A 20,533-nucleotide genomic window follows, 5' to 3' on the forward strand; every position below is an offset into this window, starting at 1 on the left:
GCAACGTGGTCGCTATCACGTTCGTCTCTCTCCCTGCCTTTCCCCGCTTCAGAGGAGTATGCCGATGGGTGAACGTTTCCGTTCTCGAAGGGCCGCCGTGGTCGCCGGCCTGGCCCTTGCCCTTTCCGCCACCGCGCTCGGGCTTCCCGCCACCGCGTCGGCGGGGAGCCAAGCGATCCTGAAAGGGGGGCCCGCGGCGATCCCCGGCGCCTACCTGGTCACTCTCAAGGCGGGACAGGCCACCACCACGAACGTCCAGGCACTGGCAGCAGGCTACGGCGGGCAGGTCACGCGCACCTACGACGCCGCGCTGCGCGGTTTCGCGAGCCGGATGACCGAGGCGCAGGCAGAACGGCTCGCCGCGGACCCGGCGGTCGCCTCGGTCGAGCCGGACGGCATGGCGTACGCGACCGACGTCCAGAACGATCCCACCTGGGGCCTGGACCGGATCGACCAGAAGGATCTGCCGCTCGACAAGAAGTACGGTTACGCCAACAAAGGCGACGGTGCCACGGTCTACGTCCTCGACACCGGGACGGACTACCGGCAGAGCGAGTTCGGCGGGCGCGCGAGCAGCGGCTACGACTTCGTCGACAACGACAGCGACGCCTCGGACTGCCACGGCCACGGCACGCACGTCGCCGGCACCGTCGGCAGCACGACCTACGGTGTCGCGAAAGGCGTGAAGATCGTCGCCGTCCGTGTGCTCGGCTGCAATTCCAGCGCGCCGTGGTCGACGATCGTGTCGGGGATCGACTGGGTCACCAAGAACGCCAAGAAGCCCGCGGTGCTCACGATGAGCCTCGGCGGCGGCGCCACGTCCACTGTGGACCAAGCGGTGCGGGGCGCGGTCCAGGCCGGGATCACCGTCACGGTCGCGGCGGGCAACGAGGGGCAGGACGCCTGCAACGTCTCGCCCGCCCGGACGCCGGAAGCGATCACGGTCGCCGCGAGTGACAGCCAGGACAAGCGGTCGATCTTCAACTCCTCGCAGTCGTCGAACTACGGGACCTGCACCGATCTGTTCGGACCGGGCAGCAATATCACCTCGACCCGCAACGGCGGCGGCACGCAGCAGATGAGCGGCACGTCGATGGCCACCCCGCACGTCGCAGGCGCGGCCGCGCTCCACCTGACCGCGAACCCGTCGGCCACCCCGGCTCAGGTCACCAAGGCGCTGGTGGACAACGCCACACCCGGCAAGATCTCCGACGCCAAGGGATCGCCGAACAAGCTGCTGTACACCGGTTTCCTCGGCGGAGGCACGCCGAACCCGCCGTCCTGTGCGGGCGGCGCCAGCGGCGACGACGTCGCCGTCCCGGACGCCGGAGAAGCCGTGGGCAGCACCGTGACCATCGGATCCTGCGACGCGAAGGGAACCTCCGGCACTTCGGTGGCCGTGGCGATCAAACACCCGTACACCGGTGATCTCAAGATCGACCTCGTCACGCCGAGCGGCAAGGTCGTCAACCTCGAGCAGGCGGGCGGCGAAAGCACCGTCGACCTCTCCAAGACCTACACCGTCGACACCTCGGGCGAGAACCGTTCCGGTGACTGGAAGCTGCGTGTCCAGGACGTCTACCGGTTCGACACCGGCGTGCTCGACAGCTTCGGCCTGACCTTCTGATTTCCTCCCTGCTGAAAGGAAACACCGTGAAAAGGAAAAGAGTTCTCGGACTGCTGGCACTGGGTGTGGCGGCGCTGTCGACCCCTGTGGTCGGCGGAACCGCCGGGGCGACGCCCCAGCCGACCGCCTCGGCGATCGCTCCCACCGATGCCGCCCCGGTTCCCGGCGGCGCCCACGCCCAGGGCATCGGCGGCGTGCCCGCTTCGGTGAAGGACTATCCCTTCGCCATCGCGGCCCTGCGTGAGGGCGGCTCGCGACCCAAGGGGCAGAGCTGCAGCGGTTCCGTCGTGGCGCCCCGCAAGGTGATGGTCGCGGCGCACTGCAAGGAACTGGCCGGCGAGAAGTCCGTCCTCTATGGACTCGACGACCTGCTGAGCACCGGCGGCACGCAGCTCAAGGCCGTCGACTACAAGGTCCACCCGAAGTTCACCCAGCCCTGGTACGGCTACGACGTCGCGATCATCACCACCGACGCCGACATCCCCGTCCCGGCCGGCGGTTACGCGAAGGTCGCCACCTCCGCCGACACCGGCCTGGAGGCGCCGGGCAAGGACGGTTTCAGCCTGGGCTACGGCAAGAAGACCCACAACGACAGCCCCGCCGACGTCACTCTGCAGAAGCTGACGCTGCCGATCGTCCCCGCGAACCAGTGCACCGGGGTGGAGAACGGCGTCGACCCCAGGACGATGATCTGCGCCGGGTACTCCGACGGCCGCAAGACCGTCCTTCCCGGTGACAGTGGTGGCCCGTTCATCGTCAACGGTGTCGTCGTCGGCATCACGTCGTGGAGCCGGAGCGACTTCCGGTGGTACAGCGTCTACAGCCGCCTGAACAACGAAATGGGCGACTGGGTCAAGCAGCAGATCGGCGAAGTCCCCAGCACCGACAAGTTCACCCTCGCGGCCTCGCCGGGTTCGGCGAAGGTCGAACCCGGAAAGTACGTCTCGACGTCGATCACGAGCAAGCCGGGCAAGAACGGCGCCGAGGACGTCGCGCTGACCGCGTCCGGGCTGCCCGACGGCGCGAAGGCGACCTTCCAGCCCTCGACCATGAAGTCCGGGGACACCGCGAAGCTCACGATCGAGACCGCGGCCGGAACGCCCGAACGGGACTACACGATCACGGTGTCCGGTAAGGGAACGACCGACACCGTGACCACCACGCTGACGCTCACCGTCGGCAAGGGCGGCAGCGAGCCGGGCGACCTCAAGGTGACGCTCAACCCCGCGTCGGGCAGCGCACGCGGCGGCTTTCTGGTCAGCACGAAGGTGTCCGTGACCGGTGGCAGCGGCTCCATCATGCTCTCGGCCGCCGGTTCGGGCCTGACGTTCGCGCCGACCTTCAACCCGCAGAGCATTTCCAGCGGCGGCACCTCGACGATGCAGGTCTTCGCGCCCTTCAAGGCGGGGACCTATCCGATCACCGTGACGGCGAAGGACGGCTCCGGCAAGACCTCGACCGCCACGTACACGCTCACCGTCCAGTGACCGTATCCATCACAGAGGTGACCATCCATGCGTAAATTACTGCTGACTTTAGGCGCGTTGACTCCCTTGCTGGCGCTGGGTGCCGGAAGCGCCGTCGCGGCCGAGGCCGAAGGTGTTGTGGTTCAAGCGAAGCAGCACTACGGCGATCAATACATCGTCGTGCTGAAGGACGGCGTCGCGACCGCGCAGGCGTCGGCGTCGTCGCTGACCGGACGCTTCGGCGGCGAGGTGCGGTCCACTTGGTCCGCGGCACTGAACGGCTTCTCGGTCAAGAAGATGACCGAGAAGCAAGCTCGGCGGCTCGCGGCGGACCCGTCGGTCAAGGCCGTCTATCAGGACGGCACCGCCCGCGGCGCCGACACGCAGGCGAACCCGACGTGGGGTCTGGACCGCGTCGACCAGAAAGCCTTGCCGCTGGACAAGAAGTACACCTACAACAACAGCGGTGAAGGCGTCACCGCATACGACCTCGACAGTGGCATCAACCCCGCCAACCCGGAGTACGAAGGCCGGGCCAGCCTCGGCAAGGACTTCATGGGCGGTGACGGCAAGGACTGTCACGGCCACGGCAGCCACACCGCCGGCACCATCGGCAGCAAGACCTACGGCGTCGCCAAGAAGGTCAAGATCGTCGGGCTGAAAGTGCTCGGCTGCAACAACACAGGGCCCGACTCCGGCATCATCGACGCCGTCGACTGGGTGACGGCCAATGCGAAGAAGCCCGCCGTGGCGAACATGAGTCTCACCATGGACGCTCCGGGTGTGGGTGACGACGCGCTCAAGAAGTCGATCGCGTCGGGCGTCGTCTACGGCGTCGCGGCGGGCAACGCGTCGACCGACGCCTGCAACACGAGTCCCGCCAGGGTGCCGGAAGCCATCACGGTGAACGCCACGGACTCCAACGACAACCGGTCCGGCTTCTCCAACTTCGGCCCCTGCACGGACATCTTCGCGCCAGGCTCCAACATCACGTCGCTGAGCCCGAGCAGCGGCGGGTCGGCGACCATGAACGGCACCTCCATGGCGACACCGCACGTCGTCGGCGCGGCCGCGCTCTACCTGGCGGCCAACCCGTCCGCGACGCCGAAGCAGGTACGCGACGCACTGGTGAACAACGCCTCCGACGGCGTCGTCAAGAACCCCGGCAGTGGCTCGTTGAACAAGCTGCTGAACGTGTCGTTCATCGGTGGCGGCGGCCCTGGGCCGACGTGCGGTTCGAAGTCGAACACCACCCCGGTGGCGATTCCGGACGCAGGTGCCGCGGTGACGAGCGCGGTCACGCAGGAGGGGTGCGATGGCAGGGCGTCTTCGTCGCTGCCGGTGAAGGTCGACGTCAGCCACACCTACACGGCCGATCTGGTGCTCGACCTGATCGGGCCGAGCGGCAAGGCCTACCGGCTGAAGGGTTCCGGTGGGGTCGGCTCCGCTGCCGGTGTCCACGAGACGTACACGGTCGACGCCTCAGGTGAGAACGCCAACGGCACCTGGAAGCTGAGCGCCCAGGACGTCTACAAGTTCGACACCGGCTCGATCGACGGGTTCACGGTCACGTTCTGACCGGCCACCGCGGTCACCGGCCGCGGAACGAAGCCTGGTGGGCCATCGCAAGAAAGGTGGCCCACCAGGCTTTCATGTTCGCCGAGCAGGTTGTTCATGAAGAACACCGGCCGGAGCACGGTCGCGGGAGACCTGGCGCGGCGATGTGCTCCGCCCAGTCTCGCGCGACCGACGTTCTTGTCGGTGCGGCTGGATACGATGCGCTCCTGCGGAACCAGGAGGAAAGTTGACAGACTGCCCAGACATCGACGCGTTGCTGCGCATCATGCCCGACGATCACGGTGCCGACGAGCGCGTGGATTGGGCAGCGGTCGAGGCGCGCCTGGGCACCTCCCTGCCCGGCGATTATCAGGCGTTCATGGCTGTCTACGGCGGTGGAGCCGTCGACAACCTGGTCGTTCTTCCGCCTCTGCCCACAGGTAGCGGCTGGTCGGGTTCGATCTCGGAGCACACCCGGCAGTTGCGCGATCTGTGGGAGATCGACGGCGGCGGCTCTGGTGTTCCGCTGCCCTGGGGGACCGGATGCAACGGCAACGAGCTGGGGTGGCTGATGACCGACCCGGACCCGGACCGGTGGCCGGTGGTGGTCTGGCGCCGTCACGAATCACCGCGTTGGGCGCTGTTCGAGTGTGGCATGGCCGAGTTCATTCGCAGGCTCATGACCGCCGATTTCGACGAGTGCCCTCTCAGTGATCTGTCGCTGTGGGGACGCGTGAGCTCCTTCGTCCACTACCAGGAGCAGCAACGGCGATTCCAAGCGGGCCTGGACCCCATGACCGGTGAACCCGATCCCTACGCCGGCATGTTCGCCTGAACAGTGCCGTCGGCGAGCCTCTCCGGCTCCTTGCTTCAGCCGGGGAAGGGCTCAGATGCCGGTGGCCCGGACGCGCTCGGGCGGGCCACCCGCCACGACGACGTCCAGGTCCGGGTTGGCTCGCATGCCTCCCATCACCACCGACGGGTCGACGAGTCCCTCGGTGTGCACGTGGTCCTCGGTCGGCACGCCGGTCACGTCGAAGAACGGCTCGAAGATGTCCGAGGTGAGCAGGCCGAGCAGTTGGGTGTTGTGCGCGGTGACGGCGAAGCTGTGCACGATCCCGGGAGGGGCGTGCAAGAAGTCTCCGGCGGTGAGCAGGATTTCCTCGCCGTTGACCCACAACCAGATCCGGCCGGACAGGCACAGGAAGTTCTCGGTGTGCCGCTGGTGGAAGTGCCGGATGATGTACGGCTGCGGCGCGGCGAGGGTGTTCACCGCGAAGTACCGTCCTCCGGTGTTGCGACCCCGGGCCAGGAACGAGTTCACCGCGTCCGGCCAGCCCCGCCGGTCCCCGGTACGGGCTCGCAGGAAATAGCCTTCCGCGCCCGAGGGAAGCGTGTCGTCCCAGACCTCGCCGGGGGCCACCCGGGGTAGGTCGTGCGGCGTCGCTCCCGGCGGTACTTCGCCCGTCACGGCACCGGCGGCGGCATAGATGTGCCGTTCGACCTTCGCCGCCTCGGGGAGTTCGTCGAGCGCGCCGCCGGGGGCGGAGTACTGGAGCAGCTTGGTCAGGTGACTCAGCATGCGGCAGGCCACCGGGGTGCCCGGCGGCACGTGCACCGAGTCGCCGGGTACCAGGATTCGGCTCTCGCCGGGCAACCAGAACTGGGCGCCGCCGTCGACGACGTAGAAGGAACGCTGGTGGCCGGCGAGACTGTGGAACGGGATTTCCGCGCCGCGCGGGCCGAGGACGAACGCCGCGTCGAAGAGGCCGCCGGTGTCCGCGGTCCGCGCGATGACAGTCCACAGTAGACCGCCGGTTTCGAACCGGAGGCCCTCACCGGCGGCGAGGTAGTAGGGGACCGGTTCGCCGGGCAGGGCGTCGATGACCGGAGTGAGTCCGTGCATGGTCTCCAGATCGGGCGTCGTCACCGGGTTTCTCCTGTCGTGGAAGGGGTCGGGAGGTACTTGCGGAAGAAGTCGTGGATATCGGAGAAGCCGAACGAGGCCGGTTCGCCGTCGGTGGACGAGACGCGCCGCACGGCCCGCGCGGTGACGTCCGCCGCCAGCCTGCCGTCGTCCATCACCCGGCCGAGCGGCACGTCGAGGCGGCCTGGCGGGTTGAGGAAACCGTGCCGGTAGCCCTCGAGGAGGTACAGCTCGCTCGGCACGCCGGCGGCCACGAGCGCCGTGTGCAGCCGCTCGCTCTGCCGAGGGGACACGAGCACGTCCGCGGTGCCGTGGGAGAGCTGGAACGGGGGCGCCGCCGAGCTGGTCCAGGTCAAGGGGCTCGCTTGCCGGGCCTGCTCCGGTCGGCGTGCCGGATGTCCGCCGAGCAGCCGGGCCTCCGGTGACGCCGCCCCGTCTTGTCCGGGGCGGGCCGCTTCCGCGTCGGCGACGACTTCGGCGAGGTCGACCGGGGGATAGGACGCCGCCACCGCTCGTACCGGTACGGCGCCCCTTTCCCGCTCGCCCGGTACCTCGGTGAGGTGTCCGGTGAGCCCGGCGAGCGCCGCCAGGTGGCCACCCGCGGACGCGCCCCAAAGTCCTACCGCGCCGGGGCGGAGACCGTATCGTCCGGCGTGCGCGTTCAGGAAGCGGACGGCGGCACGCACGTCGTGCAGTTGGGCGGGGAACGACGCCTGTGAAGAGAGCCGGTATTCGATGCTCGCCATCGCGCAGCCGGTGGCGAGGGCGTGCCGTGCGAGATCGGGCGCCAGCGTGCGGTCTCCGGTGAACCAGCCGCCACCGTGCAGCCACAGGACCACCGGCACCGGTCCGTCGCTCATCGGGAGGTAGAGGTCCAGCAGCAGATCCCCGGTGTCTCTCCGGGCGAAGACGACGTCGGCGGTGAAGCGGTGGGCCATGCGGTCGAGCTTGGTCGCCCGATTCGGGAGACACCAGCGGGATCGTCCGCACGATCGTTCGGCGGATCCGGACGATCAGGCGGGCGCGCCGCCGAGTTCGGCGGCGATCCGGACAAAGCGCTCGAGCGCTTCGGATCGGCGTTCCCGGCGCAGATACAGGAAGGTCGTCGCCGGTGGGGCATCCTCGATGGGCACGAACGCAAGCCCCGGCCGCGCGTAGGTGGCGGGCGCCGATTCCCCGGCGATGTTGACGCCCTGTCCGGCGCCGCACAGTTCGAGCACCTCTTCGAAGTTCCTGGCGATCGGCAGCAGCCGGGGTGCGAAACCGGCCGAGGTGAGCGGCGAATACCACTGCTCGGCGCCCTTCTCGTCCTCGACCGAGACGAAGGTCTCCCCAGCCAGCTCGGCCAGCCGTACCGAGTCCCGAGCGGCCAGCGGGTGCCTGTCCGGCATCACCAGCACGCATCCCTCCTCCCACAACGGCACCGACTCGAACGCGGGAGCCGGGTTCCGGCCGAGCTCGGCGACGAAGGCGCAGTCCACTTCGCCGTCGGTCAGCGCGTCGTGGCAACCGAGGAAGCCCAGCTGCCGGACCTGCCAGCGGACCCGGGGAAGTTCGTCCGCGACCGCCGCCATGATCGCGCGGAACCGCGGACTGGAGACCATCAGCCCGACCCGGATACCCGGTTCGTCGATCGCCTTTCGAGCCCAGTCCAGGACATCGTCCATGGCCGCGATCGCCTGCCTGGCCCGCGGCACCAGCTCCCGGCAGGGCTCGGTCAGCTCGACGCTGCGTGAGGTGCGCCGGAACAGCGGGCGGGCGAGCCGCCGTTCGAGCGAAGCGATCTGCTCGCTCACCGCGGACGGGCTCAGGTGCAGCAGGGCCGCGGCGCGGCCGAAATGACGTTCCTCCGCCACGGCGAGGAAGCACCGGAGGTGATGAAGGGTGAGGTCCACGTTCACCGCCGCGCACGCGTCCACTGGTGGGCGGGCTTGTCGACAGGGGCGGACATGAAGTGCAGGGTAGTCCGCCACATCCACCGGCGGGACATCGGATGATCGATGCCGAAGATGGTGCCCACAAGGGTTTTCAGGCAATTCCGGTAGTCGCATGGCTGATCCGTTGGTCGCACCGGTGAAGGAGACATCGGCGGTGGCCGGGGTTCCGTTGCTGGAGGATGCGACAGGGCTCAAGGAAGCCCTCGACGCGCTCACCGGGAACGCCGACGAGGTCAAGGCCCAGGCCGAGACGTGGACCAACGTCGCCAAAGAGCTGGAGAGCGTCTCGGCGGAGTTGACGGACCTGGTCAAGAAGGATCTGCAGGAATGGAAGGGCGACGCCGCCGACGCCTATGGCAAACGGGCCGACGACACCTCGGCCTTGATCGCCGGCGCCGAAGCCATCGTCGCCATGCGCCACCCCCTGGCCGACCGCGTGACGGTCGCCCTTGTCCCCGCCGCGTGGGAACGCGAGGGGAAGACCGGCTTCCGCGACCGGTACTTCCTGGAGATCTCCAGCAGCCGGTTCGCGGAAACCCTGCGCTCGGCCAGAACCTACTCGTGGGACAAAGCCATCGAACGCCTTTCCTGGTTCAAGGACATCGATTGGGAAGCCGCCCGACGCCGCTGGACGCGGGGCGACTTCACCAAACCGGAGTAGCCGCACGCCGTCGTCGTGGATTCGGCGGGCCAGGTTTCCGGCTCAGACGGTCGGAACAGTCCCACCGTCGATCACGTACTCGGCGCCCACGATCGCCGAGGCGCGGTCCGAGACCAGAAACCCGGCCAGGTCCGCGATTTCCCCGGTGTTCGCGAACCGTCCCAGCGGTACTCCGCCCAGGGAGTCGTAGATGGTCTGCTTGGCTGCTTCACGGGTGATTCCGTTGCCCTCGGCGATCCGGTCCACAAACCTTTCGTAGGCCTCGGTCTCGATCCCGCCGGGGCTGATCGCGTTGACCCGTACGCCGCGCGGCGCGAGCTCGTTGGCAAGCCCCTTGCTGTACGTGCGCAGAGCGGCCTTCGCTGCCGCGTACGCCAGCGACGCGTCGTACAGGGGTAGTTCACGCTGGATCGAGGTGAAGTGCAGCACCACGCCCGCCCCGGACTCGATCATCGCCGGGAGAAGAGCTCGATCGAGCCGCACCGCTCCGAGGAAGTTGAGGTTCAGCTCGGTGAGCCACTGATCATCGGTGATGACCGCGAATCCACCGGCCGGGGTCGACGCACCTCCGACGACGTGCACCAGGATGTCGAGTGCGCCGGCCGCCTCGGCGATTCGAGCGGCCACCGCGTCGGTGCCTTCGATCGTCGTCGTGTCCGCTTCGATGAATCGGTCGGGATGCTCGTACCCGTCGGGCATCGTTCGCGCCGTCACGTACACGTCGGCACCCATCTCTCGCAGCCTCTCCGCGACGGCCTTGCCCGAGCCCTTCGAACCGCCCGTGACCAGTGCCCGGCGGCCGTCGAGACGATCGCGATCCGAACTGGACATTTCTCTCTCCACTCAAAATCGGCGTAGCGCGGGTTCGGTCAGGCCGAGTGGTTGGCGATGACGAGTTCGGCGACGAGCCCGTCCCGCACCGTGAACCGGTAGTCGAGTTCGGCGACGCCACCCGGGAAGGTGCCCTCGAGCCGCACGGTCACCACCCAGTGGGCGTCATCGACGCGGCGAGCGCCGATCTGTTCGGTCGTGTACTCGAACTCGGACCCGGCGTCCCGCAGGAACGCGTGGATCTCCTCTCGGCCGCGGAAGGTCTCGTCCTGGTCGACGACCACCGCGTCCTCGGTGAAGAACGACGAGGCGGTGTCGGCGTCGCGGACGACGTGGGCGGCGAAGAACTCGCGCACGGTGGTCGGGAGCAGATCGGACGGGAGATCGGTGTGCTGTGTCATGAGCCCACCGTGTGCCCTCGCGGCGCGGGAGGGTCAAGCCGTGGACTCTCCCCCAGGGGGAGGGTCCACAATGGAGGGGTGCTGACCATCGGGGAGTTCTCCCGGCTGACCCACTTGAGCGTGCGGACCCTGCGCCGGTATCACGAGGCGGCCCTGCTGGAACCCGCCGTGGTGGACGAGACCACCGGTTACCGCTATTACGGCCTCGGCCAGATCCCGACCGCGCAGGTCATCCACCGGCTCCGCCAACTCGACGTCCCCCTGAGCGACGTGCGGCGAATCCTGCGGACCCCCGACCCCGGTGCCCGGGCGGCCCTGGTCGCGGATCACTTGCGACGCCTCGAGGACGAGCTCGACCGCACCAGGGCCGCGGTCGTGTCGCTGCGGCGCCTGCTCCGGCCCGACCCCGCGCCGATCGATGTCGAGCTGCGCGCGGAGCCTGCCCGGACGGTCGCGGCGGTGGAGGCCGTAGTCGGGCATCGCGACGTCGTGACCTGGTACGCAGGCGCGATGGCCGAACTGGAGGCGGCCGTCGGCGCCGACGCGACCGGACCGCCGGGCGGCAGCTACGACAACGCCCTCTTCGAACAGGAGCGCGGTCACGCGCTCGTCTACCTGCCCACCGCCGCGCCACCTCGCACCGGACGCGTGCACCCCGTGGTTCTACCGGCCGCGGAACTGGCCGTGACCACCCACGTCGGCGAGCACGACGACATCGAGGTCACCTACGGCGAACTCGGGACCTGGGTGGTGGAGAACGCGATGTCGGTGGCCGGGCCGGTGCGGGAGGTCTACGCCGTGGGCCCTCGTGACGCGAGCGATCCCGCCGCGTGGCGCACCGAGATCGGCTGGCCGGTCTTTCGCGTCACCTGAAGCGGTCAATGCACTGCGATGTAACCGACGGAATCGCCAAGTGGGGAACGTTTCTTCTGGCGAGGCACCCGTGCGGAAGCGTAGGCGAGCAGGGGGCAGAGCGCGGGTTGTGGCGGAGCCGGCGGAAGCGTGATGTGCAGGAGCCGAACTGGCCGCCGAAGCGGTGGAGTCACTGGGCCGGGTCGATGGCGCCGCGGGTGGAGATGAAGCCAGGCAGGCTGGGAAAGTGGACCGGGGGCCGGCCGGTGTACACAGTGTCGCCGACCCTCAGCGTGGGGGCGTCGGCCAGCCCGATCACGTCTCCAGGATAGGCGGAGTCATCTCTGGACTGTAGGTGGCCGAAGGCTTTTTGTGCGTATTTGGTGGCGAAGGGTTTGCCGGTGGTGGCGTGGGTGACGATCATTCCGCGCTTGAACACCCCGGAGCACACGCGGGCGAAGGCCACCTGGTCGCGGCGAGCCGGATCCATTCTGGTCTGGACCTTGAACACGAAGGCCGAGAACGGTGCGTCCAGGGCGCGGGCCTCGCCGTCCGTGTCCGTGCGCGGAGCGGGACGAGGAGCGAGTTCGGCCAGCGAGTCCAGCAGGTGGCGGACGCCGAAGTCGCACACGGCGGTACCGAACAGCACCGGAGTCGCGGTGACGGCGAGGAATCGGGACTCGTCGAATTCGCCGCCGGTGGCGTACAGGAGTTCCACTTCTTCCTGGGCTCGCACCCAGTCCGCTCCGAGATCGCTCTCGTTCTGGTGTGCTTTCGCGGGCCGATACGGAACGAACTTCCCGCTCGGGACGTCGACCACACCGCGCAGGTGCCCGGCGATCCCGACCGGCCAGGTCAGCGGCATGGGCTGCACCCCGATCCGGTCGGTCAATTCGTCACAGAGCCGCAGGGCCTCCCGGCCGGGCCGGTCCCACTTGGTGATGAAGGTGATCACCGGGATTCCCTGCTGACGACAGAAATCGAACAGGTTCAGCGTCTGTGGTTCCAGGCCTTGGGCCGCATCCAGCAGCATCACGGCGGAATCAACGGCCGAGAGGACCCGGTAGGTGTCGACGGAGGAGTCCGCGTTCCCCGAGGTGTCAAGGAGGTTGATCACCGTGTCGCCGTAAGCGAATTGGAGCGCCGCGGAGGTCATGGAGGTTCCGTGTGCGCGTTCCGACTCCATCCAGTCCGTTCCCGCCGCCGAGAGCACTCGCGCGTGCCGTGCCAACGCCGTGATGAGCGTCGACTTGCCGGCGTCCGGGTGGCCGATGACCGCGAACGTGCGGCGACGGCGCGCCTCGCCGATCACCTGACTTCCTCTCACGTCAGAGTCGCCTCGCCGACTTCGCCGCGCAGGCGAGAGCGGCCGCGCGCCGTCGATTCTTGGTCACGATTCAAGGATTCGGCACCCCTCCTGGTCGTGGCGACCACGGGGCAGCATCCTGCCACCGAGATCGCTCGCCCTGCACGGCCTTACCCTCAGAAGCCAGGGGAGCCGGCGAGGATCGTCGCGGCGGAACTGCTCCAGCTGGTCGACGATGGTGATCTAGGTCACGATGTCTCCGGCGTTTGCCCCGAACCGTCCGCATCGGCAAAGTCGACGATGCTTACATGCACGGTATGAACGGATACGACTGGGCTCCGCCTACGGCCGCGGAAATGGCCGTTTGGGAGGCCAAGGCCGCGGAATTCGAACGCCTGGCCGCCGAACAGGCCGAAGAACGTTTCACCGGTCGTTCGGACAGCGGCCTCGTCGAGGCCGAGGTGGACGGCAACGGACGGCTGACCGACCTCGACGTGAGTGCCGAGGCGCTGCGTCAGGCCTACCCGCAGAACATCGGCCCGGACACGATCGAAGCCATCGCCGCCGCCCGGGCCGCGGCCGGCGCGGCAGGCCGTGAGAAGGCCGAAGGAATCCTCCCAGGGGTGCACGCGTGAGCCGCAGGCGCAGGCTGGAGAACCTGGTCAGCGAGATCGAGGAGCGCGACGCCGCGCTGACGACGGCGCTCGCGAACGTCAGGGGGCAGACCATCGAGGTCGACATCCCCGACGAACTCGGTGTCGTCGAGGTCTCCGGTGCCGGTCGGCTGGAACGCATCGAAATCGACCTCGAAAACCTTCCCTACACCACGGCCCAGACGTTGAGCGAGAACCTGCTGGAGGCGATCGTCGCCGCCGAAGAGCACGCGCAGGAACTCAGGCAGCAGGCCCTCGCCGCCTCGCGCCCCCGCTGATCACCGAACGGAGAACGACTTTGGCTCGAATCGAAGGCACCGGTTACTACGTCGTACCGGACGCCCTCCGCAAGAACACCGACGCGTGGGTGACCACCGGGGACGCCTGGCGGGAGTTCGTCGACCGCGGCGGCGACTACGCGGCCATGTCCCCCACCGACATGGGGCTGCTCGGTATGAAGACCGGTTTCCCCACGGACTACAACGTCGCCCGCGAGACCATCCTGAAGACCGCTCGGATCGGGATCGAGCAGATCGACGACGTCCGCGACAACCTGGACAAGGTCGCCAAGGAGTACGAGAACCGCGACGCCGAGTACTACGAGAAGTTCGGATACATGGGCAGCGACGACGACGCTGCGGACAGTCGCTTCTAGGCCCCGGCACACCGAAACCTAAGGAACAGAACAGAGCATGGCGACACGCCAGAAGGCCGAGTGGCCTGAGAACGCGGCCAACAAGGTCCAGGAGAAGGCCGAAGAGCACGAGCACAAGGGTGCCCTCGACACCCTGTTCATGATCCGGGATCTCCTCTTCGGCAACGCCGACCGGATGGAGGAACTGGCCGTGTGGTGGGGCCAGGCCTGGTACATGGTCGACTCGGAGACCGCGATCGACGACTCGCGCAACAATCTCGCCGCGTACTGGCAGGGCGGCGGGTACGACTCGTACAACACCTACGCGATCAACGCCACCAAGCGGATCTCCCGCAACGAAGGTGTGTTCAACGAGATCGCCGGCACGATGGAGAGCTGCATCGACATCGTCTACGAGACCTACGGCGACGCGATCGCTTTCATCAGCGAGTGCGCCAACCAGATCGCCGAGGCTTCGGCGAACTTCCTCGAAGACCTCATCAACCCCTTCGGCGAGGCCGCGAACGTCATCCGCCTGCTCAACGGTTTCGTCCAGAACGTCAGCGATCTGGTCGAGGCCTCCGTCCGCAAGATGGGCGACCTGCGCCAGATGGGCGTGTTCCTCGCCCGGCAGGCGAACGACTTCAGTGACGTCAAGGAGATGGCCGAGGCGGCCGGGAACCCCGAGCTCTGGGGGGTCAAGCCGGTACCGAAGGAACCCGCGGCCGCGCAGTGACGGACGAACCGGCGAAGGAGCCCGACGGCGAACGCCTGCTCGAGAACCCGTGGGATCCTGAGACAGTCGCCGCCAAACGCAAGAAGGCGGGTAAGCCGAAGGCCAGGATCAAGGGGGCGGACAAGCCTGCCGAGGAGGATCCCGAGTTTCGGATCAAGTTCGGTAAGGCCTGGTAGCCGTCCCAGCATGGGTCCACATAGGACGAATGCGTCCTATGTGGACCCTTCATGCTGGAAGTGGTCGGGCGGCAGGCGATCGAGGCTTTGCGGTGACCGGCGTACTTGTCCGGCCGGCCTCGGGCGCGGCGCGAACCATCGCTGCGACGTCCCCACGGCTCGACCTACGATACCTTCGACAAAGTACAACTGGCCAACAGCCTGAGCTGCTCAGGCCGGCGGATTGGGCGAAATGTCGAAGAATGGCGCGGGCTTCATCTTCTTGATGGTGCTGGGCGGAACAGGAGTCATATTTTGGGTCAACCAGATTCCTGCGATCGGGCTCCCTCTGATCGGTGCCGCGATCGGCGCCCTGCTGGGCGCGGCAATTCGCTCGCGCAAGAGGAGAGATCGAGGCTAGTGAGACGACCGACTGCTTCTCTCCCAGGGTGTCTCACGGAGTTCATTCAGTTTCCGCGCTGTTCTGCGCGCCGCCGCCAGGGTCGGTGGCCGCGAAGTGACGTCGCGACCTGAGGGCGTGGACACGACGAGCCGGGCCAAGCTCGCTGGAAGTGCGTACAAGGACGAGGCCGATCTGGCGGCAAGGCAGTCGCTGTACAGCTGGCAGCAGCCGCGCTACTACCTGCCTGGCATCGTCCTCGATCATCTGCCGCCTTCGGCTACGAGCGTGCTCGACCTGGGCTGCGGGAACGGGAAATTCCTCGACCGCATCCGTCGCGAGCGTCCGCGAACGCTCGTCATCGGAGCTGACATCTCGCCAGGAATCCTGGCGCCCTTGCCGACCTGCCTGCGGCGCTCGACCGCGCTGGCAGTTCACTAAGGTTGCTGTGCTTTGTGTGGAAGCCGGAGCATTGTGGCGATCAGGATGGCTCCGCCGGTCGTCACGAGGACGCTGACCAATGCGGCGATCCGCATCTCGTGGGTGAAGGCGTCGAAGGCCACGCTCCGCAGCGCTTCCGCGGTCTGGTGCGGAAGGGCTTGTGCGACGTCGACGGCTCCGCCCAGGGTTTCCTTGGCCGCCGCCAGTTCTGTGGGGTCGAGGCCGGTGGGGGCCTGCGATGCCATTTGTGAGCGGTAGACGGCGGTGCCGATGCTGCCCAGGACCGCGATGCCCAGTGCACCACCGAACTCGGCGGAGGTCTCTGCGAGTGCGGAGGCGGCGCCGGCCCGCTCCGGCGGTGCGGCGGACAAGATCACCTCGGTGACGACGGCGGCCACGCCGCCGATGCCGAGGGAGACCACCGTCAAAGCGCCGACAAGGTAGCCGATGCCCGAGCCGGTCCGGATCAGGGACAGCGCGAGGTATCCGGCGGTCGCCACCAGAAGTCCGGCGATCATCACGGTGGGTTTGCCGATACGGTGCGCCATCGAGGTGGCCAGTGCGATACCCACGGGCATCACGAGGAACGTGGGCAGTGACCACAAAGCGGACTCGAAGGGGCTCATACCGAGTACGAGCTGCATGAACTGCCAGTTGAACAGTGAGAAACCGATCATGGCGAAGGTGTTCAGGGCGTTGATGAGCAGTGGCACGGTGAATCGGGCTGTGCGGAAGAGCGCGAGGTCGATCATCGGGTTCACGGTCGTGCGCTGGCGCCGGAGGAACAGCACGCCCACGGCGAGGCCGACGAGGATGCTGAGGGCCGGGATCCAGCCGAAGCCGTGCTCCGCCGTCAATTTGATGCCGTAGATCACGGCGAGGATGGCGACCAGGGACAGCAGCGCGCCGAGCAGGTCGAAGCGGCCAGGCTTGGGGTCGCGGTACTCGGGCAGCAGCAACGGACCCAGCACCAGCAGCAGGATCATCACGGGGACGTTGATCAGGAAGACCGAGCCCCACCAGAAATGCTCCAGCAGCAGTCCGCCGACGATGGGCCCGACGACGGCGCCGCCCGCGAAGCCTGCGGTCCATACGCCGACGGCGGTGGCCCGTTGCCGGTCGTCGTGGAACATGTTCCGGATCAGGGAAAGGGTGGAGGGAGCCAGTGTGGCTCCGGCGATTCCCATGAGGGCGCGGGCCGCGATCAGGACCTCGGGGCTGGACGTGTAGGCGGAGAGGATCGAGGCGAGGCCGAAGGCCGCGGCGCCGGTCAGGAGCACTCGCCGTCGTCCGACGCGGTCCCCGAGGGTGCCCATCGTGATCATCAGGCCTGCCAGCAGGAAGCCGTAGACGTCCATGATCCACAGCAGCTCGGAGCTGCTCGGCTGGAGGTCGGCGGTCAGGGAGGGGAGCGTGACGAACATGACGGACAGGTCCATGGACGCCAGCACGCAGGGCAGGACCAGGACGGCCAGTCCGGCCCACTGCCTGGTTCCGGCTCTCTTGTTTTCTTCGCTCATTCCGTCGCTCCCGAGCTCATTTCGTCACGCTGTGCGTACTTAATACGCATGAACGCGTACAAGATACACATGCGGGCACGGGCGGCGGCAAGCGAATTATTCGCGCCAAAAACCCCTGTTCAGTGCGATGCGATGGATATGGGATAGAATTTCGTCACAACCTCGGAGGTTGTGACGATAAGGGAGAGTGATGTCAGAGTCGTCGGCCTGTATGTCCTGCGGAAGGGCGCTCGAGCCCGCGGAACGGGGGCGTCCGCGGCGCTACTGCTCCCGCGCCTGCCAGGCGCGGGCTTATCGGGCGCGGAGGACGGAAGAGCCGGTCGACGTCCCGGAGGAGGGCGGCAACGCGCCACACCTCACGATCGAGCGCATCGTGCGAGCGGGAATCGAGGTCGCGGACGCTGAAGGGCTGGCCGCGCTTTCGATGCGCCGGGTCGCCGCGGACCTCGGAGCGAGCACCATGGCCCTGTACCGGCACGTGGCGTCCAAGGACGAACTGGTGGCTTTGATGGTGGAGGCCGCGTTGACCGACGTTCCGCTGCCCGATGTGCCGCCGCGTGACTGGCGGCACGGCCTCGAGCGAGCCGCCTATCGCGATTGGGAGCTCTACCACCGCCACCCGTGGATCCTGTCGAAGGTCCTCGTGACGACCCACATCCACTCGAGCCCGGCACTCGCGGCCGACAGCGAGAGTGCCTTTTCCGCCTTCGACGGACTCGGTCTCGAACCGGCCGACGCCTTCCGGTACATGTTCACGTTCGCCTCCTACGTGCAAGGTGTGGCACTGACCTACATCAGCGACGTGGAGGCGGAACGTCAGGCGGGACACGGCAGGGACGATCAACGCCGGCGGGTCTTCGATCCCGGCGTGTACCCGCGGCTCGCCCCCGCGATGCGCGCGGGCGCCGACCCCTGGGACCTCGACACCCTGTTCGCCGCCGGCCTCGCGGGTGTCCTCGACGGCATCGCGGCCGATCTCGAACGGCGGGGCATCGAGGCGTGAAGTCCGGTGCGGTCGCCGGTCGTCGGGATGAGCTGGATTCCGGGCCTAACCGGCATCGAGGCGGAGGCCGTTGCGGGTTCGGTAGCGCTGTTCGAAGTCCGCCTGGAACGCGGCGGGGTCCGCGTTGAGGGGGCGGCGTTCGATGAGGTGGTCGTCGGAGACGTAGAAGTTCCGATCGCCGAAGTCGTCCGGTTCGCCGGGGGCCGGGGTGCCCGGCGGGTAGTGCAGCACCCAGCCGGTGTCCATCCGGACGCCCTTGATCCCCTTGGTCGAGCCGCCGAGCCGCTCCCGCCGAAGGTGGTAGTGGACCATGGCGCGGGCGTTGCTCTCGCTGATCTTTCCCGGCCCCAGCCCCAATCCGGTCAGGGTGAGGGCACGGTCGGACCGGTCGTCCCAGCCGTCGACCACCAGGTCGGCAGGCCGTGTGACTCGCAGCGCGGTCTGTAGCGCGGTGGTGACCTGCCGCGCCAGTTCGGTGCAGCCTTCCGGGCCGGCCGCGAAGACGGTCCTGTTCCATTCAGGTAGGCCATCGTCAGGCGGCGTCCATCCGGCCGCGATCAGGTTCTCGTGGTCGGCGGGCGACATTCGCCACCGCTCGTCGACGAACTCGTTGCTCACCAGCCCGGCGTAGATTTCGGTGACGAGGTCGGGATACTGCGGGTCCTGCTCCGCCGAGAACTGGACGAAGCGGTTGCCCTCCGCGTGCATGACCAGTTTCGCCGTCGGCGGCAACTCGTACAGCAGTTCGCCCAGGTTCACGGCGAATTCGGCCCAGTCCGGGCCTTCCGGGATGCTCACGGTCAACTCTTCCTCGGTCGGGGAGATCGGGTGAACCTTAGTCCGACTTGAGCCAGGCTGCGACGTCGGTGATGACTTCGGGGTCCACGTGGTGTGGACGTGTGTAGTCCTCGGGTATCGACGGTCCGGTGCCGGGGAAGAACAGGTGATCGTCGGCGGCGTAAGTGCGGAAGGTGACATCCGGTCGGTCGGCAAGGCCGGCGCGCCATCCGGCCAGATCGCCGTCGACGGTCACCTGGTAATCGCGCTCGCCTTGCAGGAAGAGCATGGGCAGATCCAGCGTCGCGGCGACCGCCACCGGATCGTAGGCGCGTAAGTCCAGCCAATACGGTGCGGGCATTCCGAACGGCAGTGCCGCGGCGGATGTGGCAGGCGAAAGATCCGGGCCGTCCACCAGTTCGGCTTGTTCGGTGGCTGCCTCGACGGTGGGCAGCAGCGCCGCGGTCGCCGGATCGGTCTTCGTCAGATATTCGATGACGCGCACCATCGACCACTGCATCGGCACGGTGTCCCCGGCGAGAACGACAAGACCGGCCACCTTGGATCCGGCGGCTGCCACCCGAGGCGCGAATTTGCCGCCCATGCTGTGCCCGATCACGAAGACCCGACCATCGTCCACTGTGGGCAGTCCGCGCAGGATCTCGATGCCCGCGACGGCATGGGGGACGTATTCGTCGGTCGGGGTGAATTCCGGTGTGGCGGCGACCTGTTCGCCGTGCGCGTGGGTGACCTTGTCGAAACGCAAGACCGCCACACCGTGGGCGGCCAGGCCCCAGGCGATGTCCTTCAAGTTCTTGTTCGGCCCGGCCGTGCCGTCCCGATCGAACGGTCCGCCGCCGGCGAGCAGGACGGCCGCCGGGTGAGGGCCCTCGCCGTGCGGGACAGTGACTGTGCCGGGCACGGCGAGGGCGCCCGAACCCACGGTCACCTCATGTTCGTCGAACAGGCCCGGATCCGCGTACTCCGGCGGCTGCCACGCCTCGAGGTTCACTTCGACCGATCCGTCCGGCGTCATACTGTCCTCCGCTCACCGTTCTCAACTTTGAGAACGGTATCACGAATGAGAACATGGCCCTCGTGGATTCTCTGGAGCTGCTGGCGCATCCGGTGCGGCTGCGGATCGTGCATGCCTTGTCCGGCGGGCGGACACGCACGACCGCGCAGCTGTGCGCACACCTGCCCGACGTATCGAAGGCGACGGTGTATCGACACGTCGACCTGCTCGCCACCGGGGGCGTTCTCGAGGTCGCCGCCGAGCACCGCGTGCGGGGTGCCGTGGAGCGGAGCTATCGCCTGCGCCCGGAGCGCGCGACGATCGACGCCGACGCGGTGGCCGCGGCGAAGCCCGAAGACCACCGCGAGGTTTTCGCCTTGGCCATGGTCACCCTGCTCGCCGAATTCACCACCTACCTCGACCGTGAGGACGCCGATCCGGTCGCCGATCTGGTCGGCTACCGGCAACACGCGGTGTGGCTCGATCGCGAGGAGCTGGAAAGCTTGATCGACGGTCTGCGCGCGGCGATCCTTCCGCACCTGCGCAACCCGGCCACCCCGGACCGTGCGCAGTATCTGCTGAGCCCGATCCTGTTCCCGGCCGGCGGTCAGGCCGACACGTAGCCGCGAGCGGT

The 20,533-nt window shown here is 67.8% G+C and carries 22 protein-coding genes and 1 pseudogene; 14 read left to right on the plus strand and 9 right to left on the minus strand.

Translation table 11 applies throughout. The features are described from left to right. Positions 1–64 precede the first annotated feature (64 nt). The 4 genes from DMH01_RS32705 (at position 65) to DMH01_RS32720 (ending at position 5,485) form a co-directional block, all read left to right on the plus strand. Entirely contained in the window at positions 65–1,627 is a 1,563-nt protein-coding gene (locus DMH01_RS32705; protein WP_125681639.1) for a S8 family peptidase, read from the plus strand. 26 nt (positions 1,628–1,653) lie between these two features. Continuing rightward, positions 1,654–3,114: a trypsin-like serine protease gene (locus DMH01_RS32710; RefSeq protein WP_125681641.1), complete on the plus strand. Its 1,461-nt coding sequence runs from the start codon at positions 1,654–1,656 to the stop codon at positions 3,112–3,114. Positions 3,115–3,141: 27 nt separating this feature from the next. Next, positions 3,142–4,671, plus strand: coding sequence for a S8 family peptidase (locus DMH01_RS32715; RefSeq protein ID WP_125681644.1), 1,530 nt, complete (start codon positions 3,142–3,144; stop codon positions 4,669–4,671). 226 nt (positions 4,672–4,897) lie between these two features. Further along, positions 4,898–5,485, plus strand: coding sequence for an SMI1/KNR4 family protein (locus tag DMH01_RS32720; protein ID WP_199745719.1), 588 nt, complete (start codon positions 4,898–4,900; stop codon positions 5,483–5,485). A gap of 51 nt (positions 5,486–5,536) precedes the next feature. Here DMH01_RS32720 and DMH01_RS32725 read toward each other — a convergent pair whose 3' ends face one another. The 3 genes from DMH01_RS32725 to DMH01_RS32735 form a co-directional block, all read right to left on the minus strand. After that, positions 5,537–6,580, minus strand: coding sequence for a quercetin 2,3-dioxygenase (locus DMH01_RS32725; RefSeq protein ID WP_199745720.1), 1,044 nt, complete (start codon positions 6,578–6,580; stop codon positions 5,537–5,539). Next, positions 6,577–7,515, minus strand: coding sequence for an alpha/beta hydrolase (locus DMH01_RS32730; protein ID WP_125681646.1), 939 nt, complete (start codon positions 7,513–7,515; stop codon positions 6,577–6,579). The genes DMH01_RS32725 and DMH01_RS32730 overlap by 4 nt, the downstream gene beginning before the upstream one ends. 75 nt (positions 7,516–7,590) lie before the next feature. Next, a complete protein-coding gene (locus DMH01_RS32735) occupies positions 7,591–8,472 on the minus strand; it encodes a LysR family transcriptional regulator (protein ID WP_158633268.1) in 882 nt (293 codons plus the stop codon). A 154-nt stretch (positions 8,473–8,626) separates the two neighbouring features. Between DMH01_RS32735 and DMH01_RS32740 the strand changes: the two genes are divergently transcribed. Further along, entirely contained in the window at positions 8,627–9,175 is a 549-nt protein-coding gene (locus DMH01_RS32740) for a WXG100 family type VII secretion target (RefSeq protein ID WP_125681650.1), read from the plus strand. A 42-nt stretch (positions 9,176–9,217) separates the two neighbouring features. Here DMH01_RS32740 and DMH01_RS32745 read toward each other — a convergent pair whose 3' ends face one another. Both DMH01_RS32745 and DMH01_RS32750 read right to left on the minus strand, forming a co-directional pair. Then, a complete protein-coding gene (locus DMH01_RS32745) occupies positions 9,218–10,006 on the minus strand; it encodes an SDR family oxidoreductase (RefSeq protein WP_125681652.1) in 789 nt (262 codons plus the stop codon). A gap of 38 nt (positions 10,007–10,044) precedes the next feature. Further along, a complete protein-coding gene (locus tag DMH01_RS32750) occupies positions 10,045–10,407 on the minus strand; it encodes a nuclear transport factor 2 family protein (protein ID WP_125681654.1) in 363 nt (120 codons plus the stop codon). A gap of 78 nt (positions 10,408–10,485) precedes the next feature. On the opposite strand from DMH01_RS32750, the gene DMH01_RS32755 reads away from it, so the two are divergent. Further along, positions 10,486–11,280, plus strand: a complete 795-nt coding sequence (locus DMH01_RS32755) for a MerR family transcriptional regulator (RefSeq protein ID WP_125681656.1) — start codon at positions 10,486–10,488, stop codon at positions 11,278–11,280. A gap of 184 nt (positions 11,281–11,464) precedes the next feature. Here DMH01_RS32755 and DMH01_RS32760 read toward each other — a convergent pair. Then, positions 11,465–12,568 (minus strand): annotated as a pseudogene (locus tag DMH01_RS32760) (GTP-binding protein); the annotation flags it as partial. A 353-nt stretch (positions 12,569–12,921) separates the two neighbouring features. Here DMH01_RS32760 and DMH01_RS32765 point away from each other — a divergent pair. The 6 genes from DMH01_RS32765 (at position 12,922) to DMH01_RS32790 (ending at position 15,584) form a co-directional block, all read left to right on the plus strand. Further along, positions 12,922–13,200 (plus strand): YbaB/EbfC family nucleoid-associated protein, encoded by a 279-nt coding sequence (locus DMH01_RS32765; RefSeq protein ID WP_233621744.1) that lies wholly within the window; start codon positions 12,922–12,924, stop codon positions 13,198–13,200. Next, positions 13,197–13,496 carry a hypothetical protein gene (locus tag DMH01_RS32770; RefSeq protein ID WP_125681658.1) on the plus strand — a complete coding sequence of 100 codons (300 nt, stop codon included), beginning with the start codon at positions 13,197–13,199 and terminating at the stop codon, positions 13,494–13,496. Before DMH01_RS32765 ends, DMH01_RS32770 begins: the two co-directional genes overlap by 4 nt. 20 nt (positions 13,497–13,516) lie before the next feature. Next, a complete protein-coding gene (locus DMH01_RS32775; protein ID WP_125681660.1) occupies positions 13,517–13,873 on the plus strand; it encodes a hypothetical protein in 357 nt (118 codons plus the stop codon). 37 nt (positions 13,874–13,910) lie between these two features. Further along, positions 13,911–14,588 (plus strand): hypothetical protein, encoded by a 678-nt coding sequence (locus tag DMH01_RS32780; RefSeq protein ID WP_125681663.1) that lies wholly within the window; start codon positions 13,911–13,913, stop codon positions 14,586–14,588. Beyond that, entirely contained in the window at positions 14,585–14,764 is a 180-nt protein-coding gene (locus DMH01_RS32785) for a hypothetical protein (RefSeq protein ID WP_125681665.1), read from the plus strand. Before DMH01_RS32780 ends, DMH01_RS32785 begins: the two co-directional genes overlap by 4 nt. A gap of 496 nt (positions 14,765–15,260) precedes the next feature. Beyond that, positions 15,261–15,584 carry a class I SAM-dependent methyltransferase gene (locus DMH01_RS32790; protein ID WP_199745721.1) on the plus strand — a complete coding sequence of 108 codons (324 nt, stop codon included), beginning with the start codon at positions 15,261–15,263 and terminating at the stop codon, positions 15,582–15,584. On the opposite strand, the gene DMH01_RS32795 is transcribed toward DMH01_RS32790, so the two are convergent. Continuing rightward, positions 15,581–17,104, minus strand: coding sequence for an MFS transporter (locus DMH01_RS32795; RefSeq protein WP_125681668.1), 1,524 nt, complete (start codon positions 17,102–17,104; stop codon positions 15,581–15,583). The genes DMH01_RS32790 and DMH01_RS32795 overlap by 4 nt on opposite strands. A 190-nt stretch (positions 17,105–17,294) precedes the next feature. Between DMH01_RS32795 and DMH01_RS32800 the strand changes: the two genes are divergently transcribed. Next, positions 17,295–18,107 carry a TetR/AcrR family transcriptional regulator gene (locus DMH01_RS32800; RefSeq protein WP_125681670.1) on the plus strand — a complete coding sequence of 271 codons (813 nt, stop codon included), beginning with the start codon at positions 17,295–17,297 and terminating at the stop codon, positions 18,105–18,107. Positions 18,108–18,152: 45 nt separating this feature from the next. On the opposite strand, the gene DMH01_RS32805 is transcribed toward DMH01_RS32800, so the two are convergent. Together DMH01_RS32805 and DMH01_RS32810 are read right to left on the minus strand one after the other, a co-directional pair. Then, positions 18,153–18,905 carry a hypothetical protein gene (locus DMH01_RS32805; protein ID WP_125681672.1) on the minus strand — a complete coding sequence of 251 codons (753 nt, stop codon included), beginning with the start codon at positions 18,903–18,905 and terminating at the stop codon, positions 18,153–18,155. 37 nt (positions 18,906–18,942) lie between these two features. Beyond that, positions 18,943–19,920, minus strand: a complete 978-nt coding sequence (locus tag DMH01_RS32810) for a S9 family peptidase (RefSeq protein WP_125681674.1) — start codon at positions 19,918–19,920, stop codon at positions 18,943–18,945. A 53-nt stretch (positions 19,921–19,973) separates the two neighbouring features. On the opposite strand from DMH01_RS32810, the gene DMH01_RS32815 reads away from it, so the two are divergent. After that, positions 19,974–20,522, plus strand: a complete 549-nt coding sequence (locus DMH01_RS32815) for a helix-turn-helix domain-containing protein (protein WP_233621745.1) — start codon at positions 19,974–19,976, stop codon at positions 20,520–20,522. Positions 20,523–20,533 lie beyond the last annotated feature (11 nt).

Origin of the sequence: Amycolatopsis sp. WAC 04182 (genome assembly GCF_003947465.1) — a bacterium.
Classification (GTDB): Bacteria; Actinomycetota; Actinomycetes; order Mycobacteriales; family Pseudonocardiaceae; genus Amycolatopsis.

Bases quoted from the DNA above. Each gene is read 5' to 3' on its own strand.
- DMH01_RS32705 (WP_125681639.1), top strand. From the start codon at position 65: ATGGGTGAACGTTTCCGTTCTCGAAGGGCCGCCGTGGTCGCCGGCCTG.
- DMH01_RS32715 (WP_125681644.1), top strand. From the start codon at position 3,142: ATGCGTAAATTACTGCTGACTTTAGGCGCGTTGACTCCCTTGCTGGCG.
- DMH01_RS32730 (WP_125681646.1), bottom strand. From the start codon at position 7,515: ATGGCCCACCGCTTCACCGCCGACGTCGTCTTCGCCCGGAGAGACACC.
- DMH01_RS32740 (WP_125681650.1), top strand. From the start codon at position 8,627: ATGGCTGATCCGTTGGTCGCACCGGTGAAGGAGACATCGGCGGTGGCC.
- DMH01_RS32745 (WP_125681652.1), bottom strand. From the start codon at position 10,006: ATGTCCAGTTCGGATCGCGATCGTCTCGACGGCCGCCGGGCACTGGTC.
- DMH01_RS32750 (WP_125681654.1), bottom strand. From the start codon at position 10,407: ATGACACAGCACACCGATCTCCCGTCCGATCTGCTCCCGACCACCGTG.
- DMH01_RS32765 (WP_233621744.1), top strand. From the start codon at position 12,922: ATGGCCGTTTGGGAGGCCAAGGCCGCGGAATTCGAACGCCTGGCCGCC.
- DMH01_RS32780 (WP_125681663.1), top strand. From the start codon at position 13,911: ATGGCGACACGCCAGAAGGCCGAGTGGCCTGAGAACGCGGCCAACAAG.
- DMH01_RS32795 (WP_125681668.1), bottom strand. From the start codon at position 17,104: ATGAGCGAAGAAAACAAGAGAGCCGGAACCAGGCAGTGGGCCGGACTG.
- DMH01_RS32800 (WP_125681670.1), top strand. From the start codon at position 17,295: ATGTCAGAGTCGTCGGCCTGTATGTCCTGCGGAAGGGCGCTCGAGCCC.
- DMH01_RS32810 (WP_125681674.1), bottom strand. From the start codon at position 19,920: ATGACGCCGGACGGATCGGTCGAAGTGAACCTCGAGGCGTGGCAGCCG.
- DMH01_RS32815 (WP_233621745.1), top strand. From the start codon at position 19,974: ATGGCCCTCGTGGATTCTCTGGAGCTGCTGGCGCATCCGGTGCGGCTG.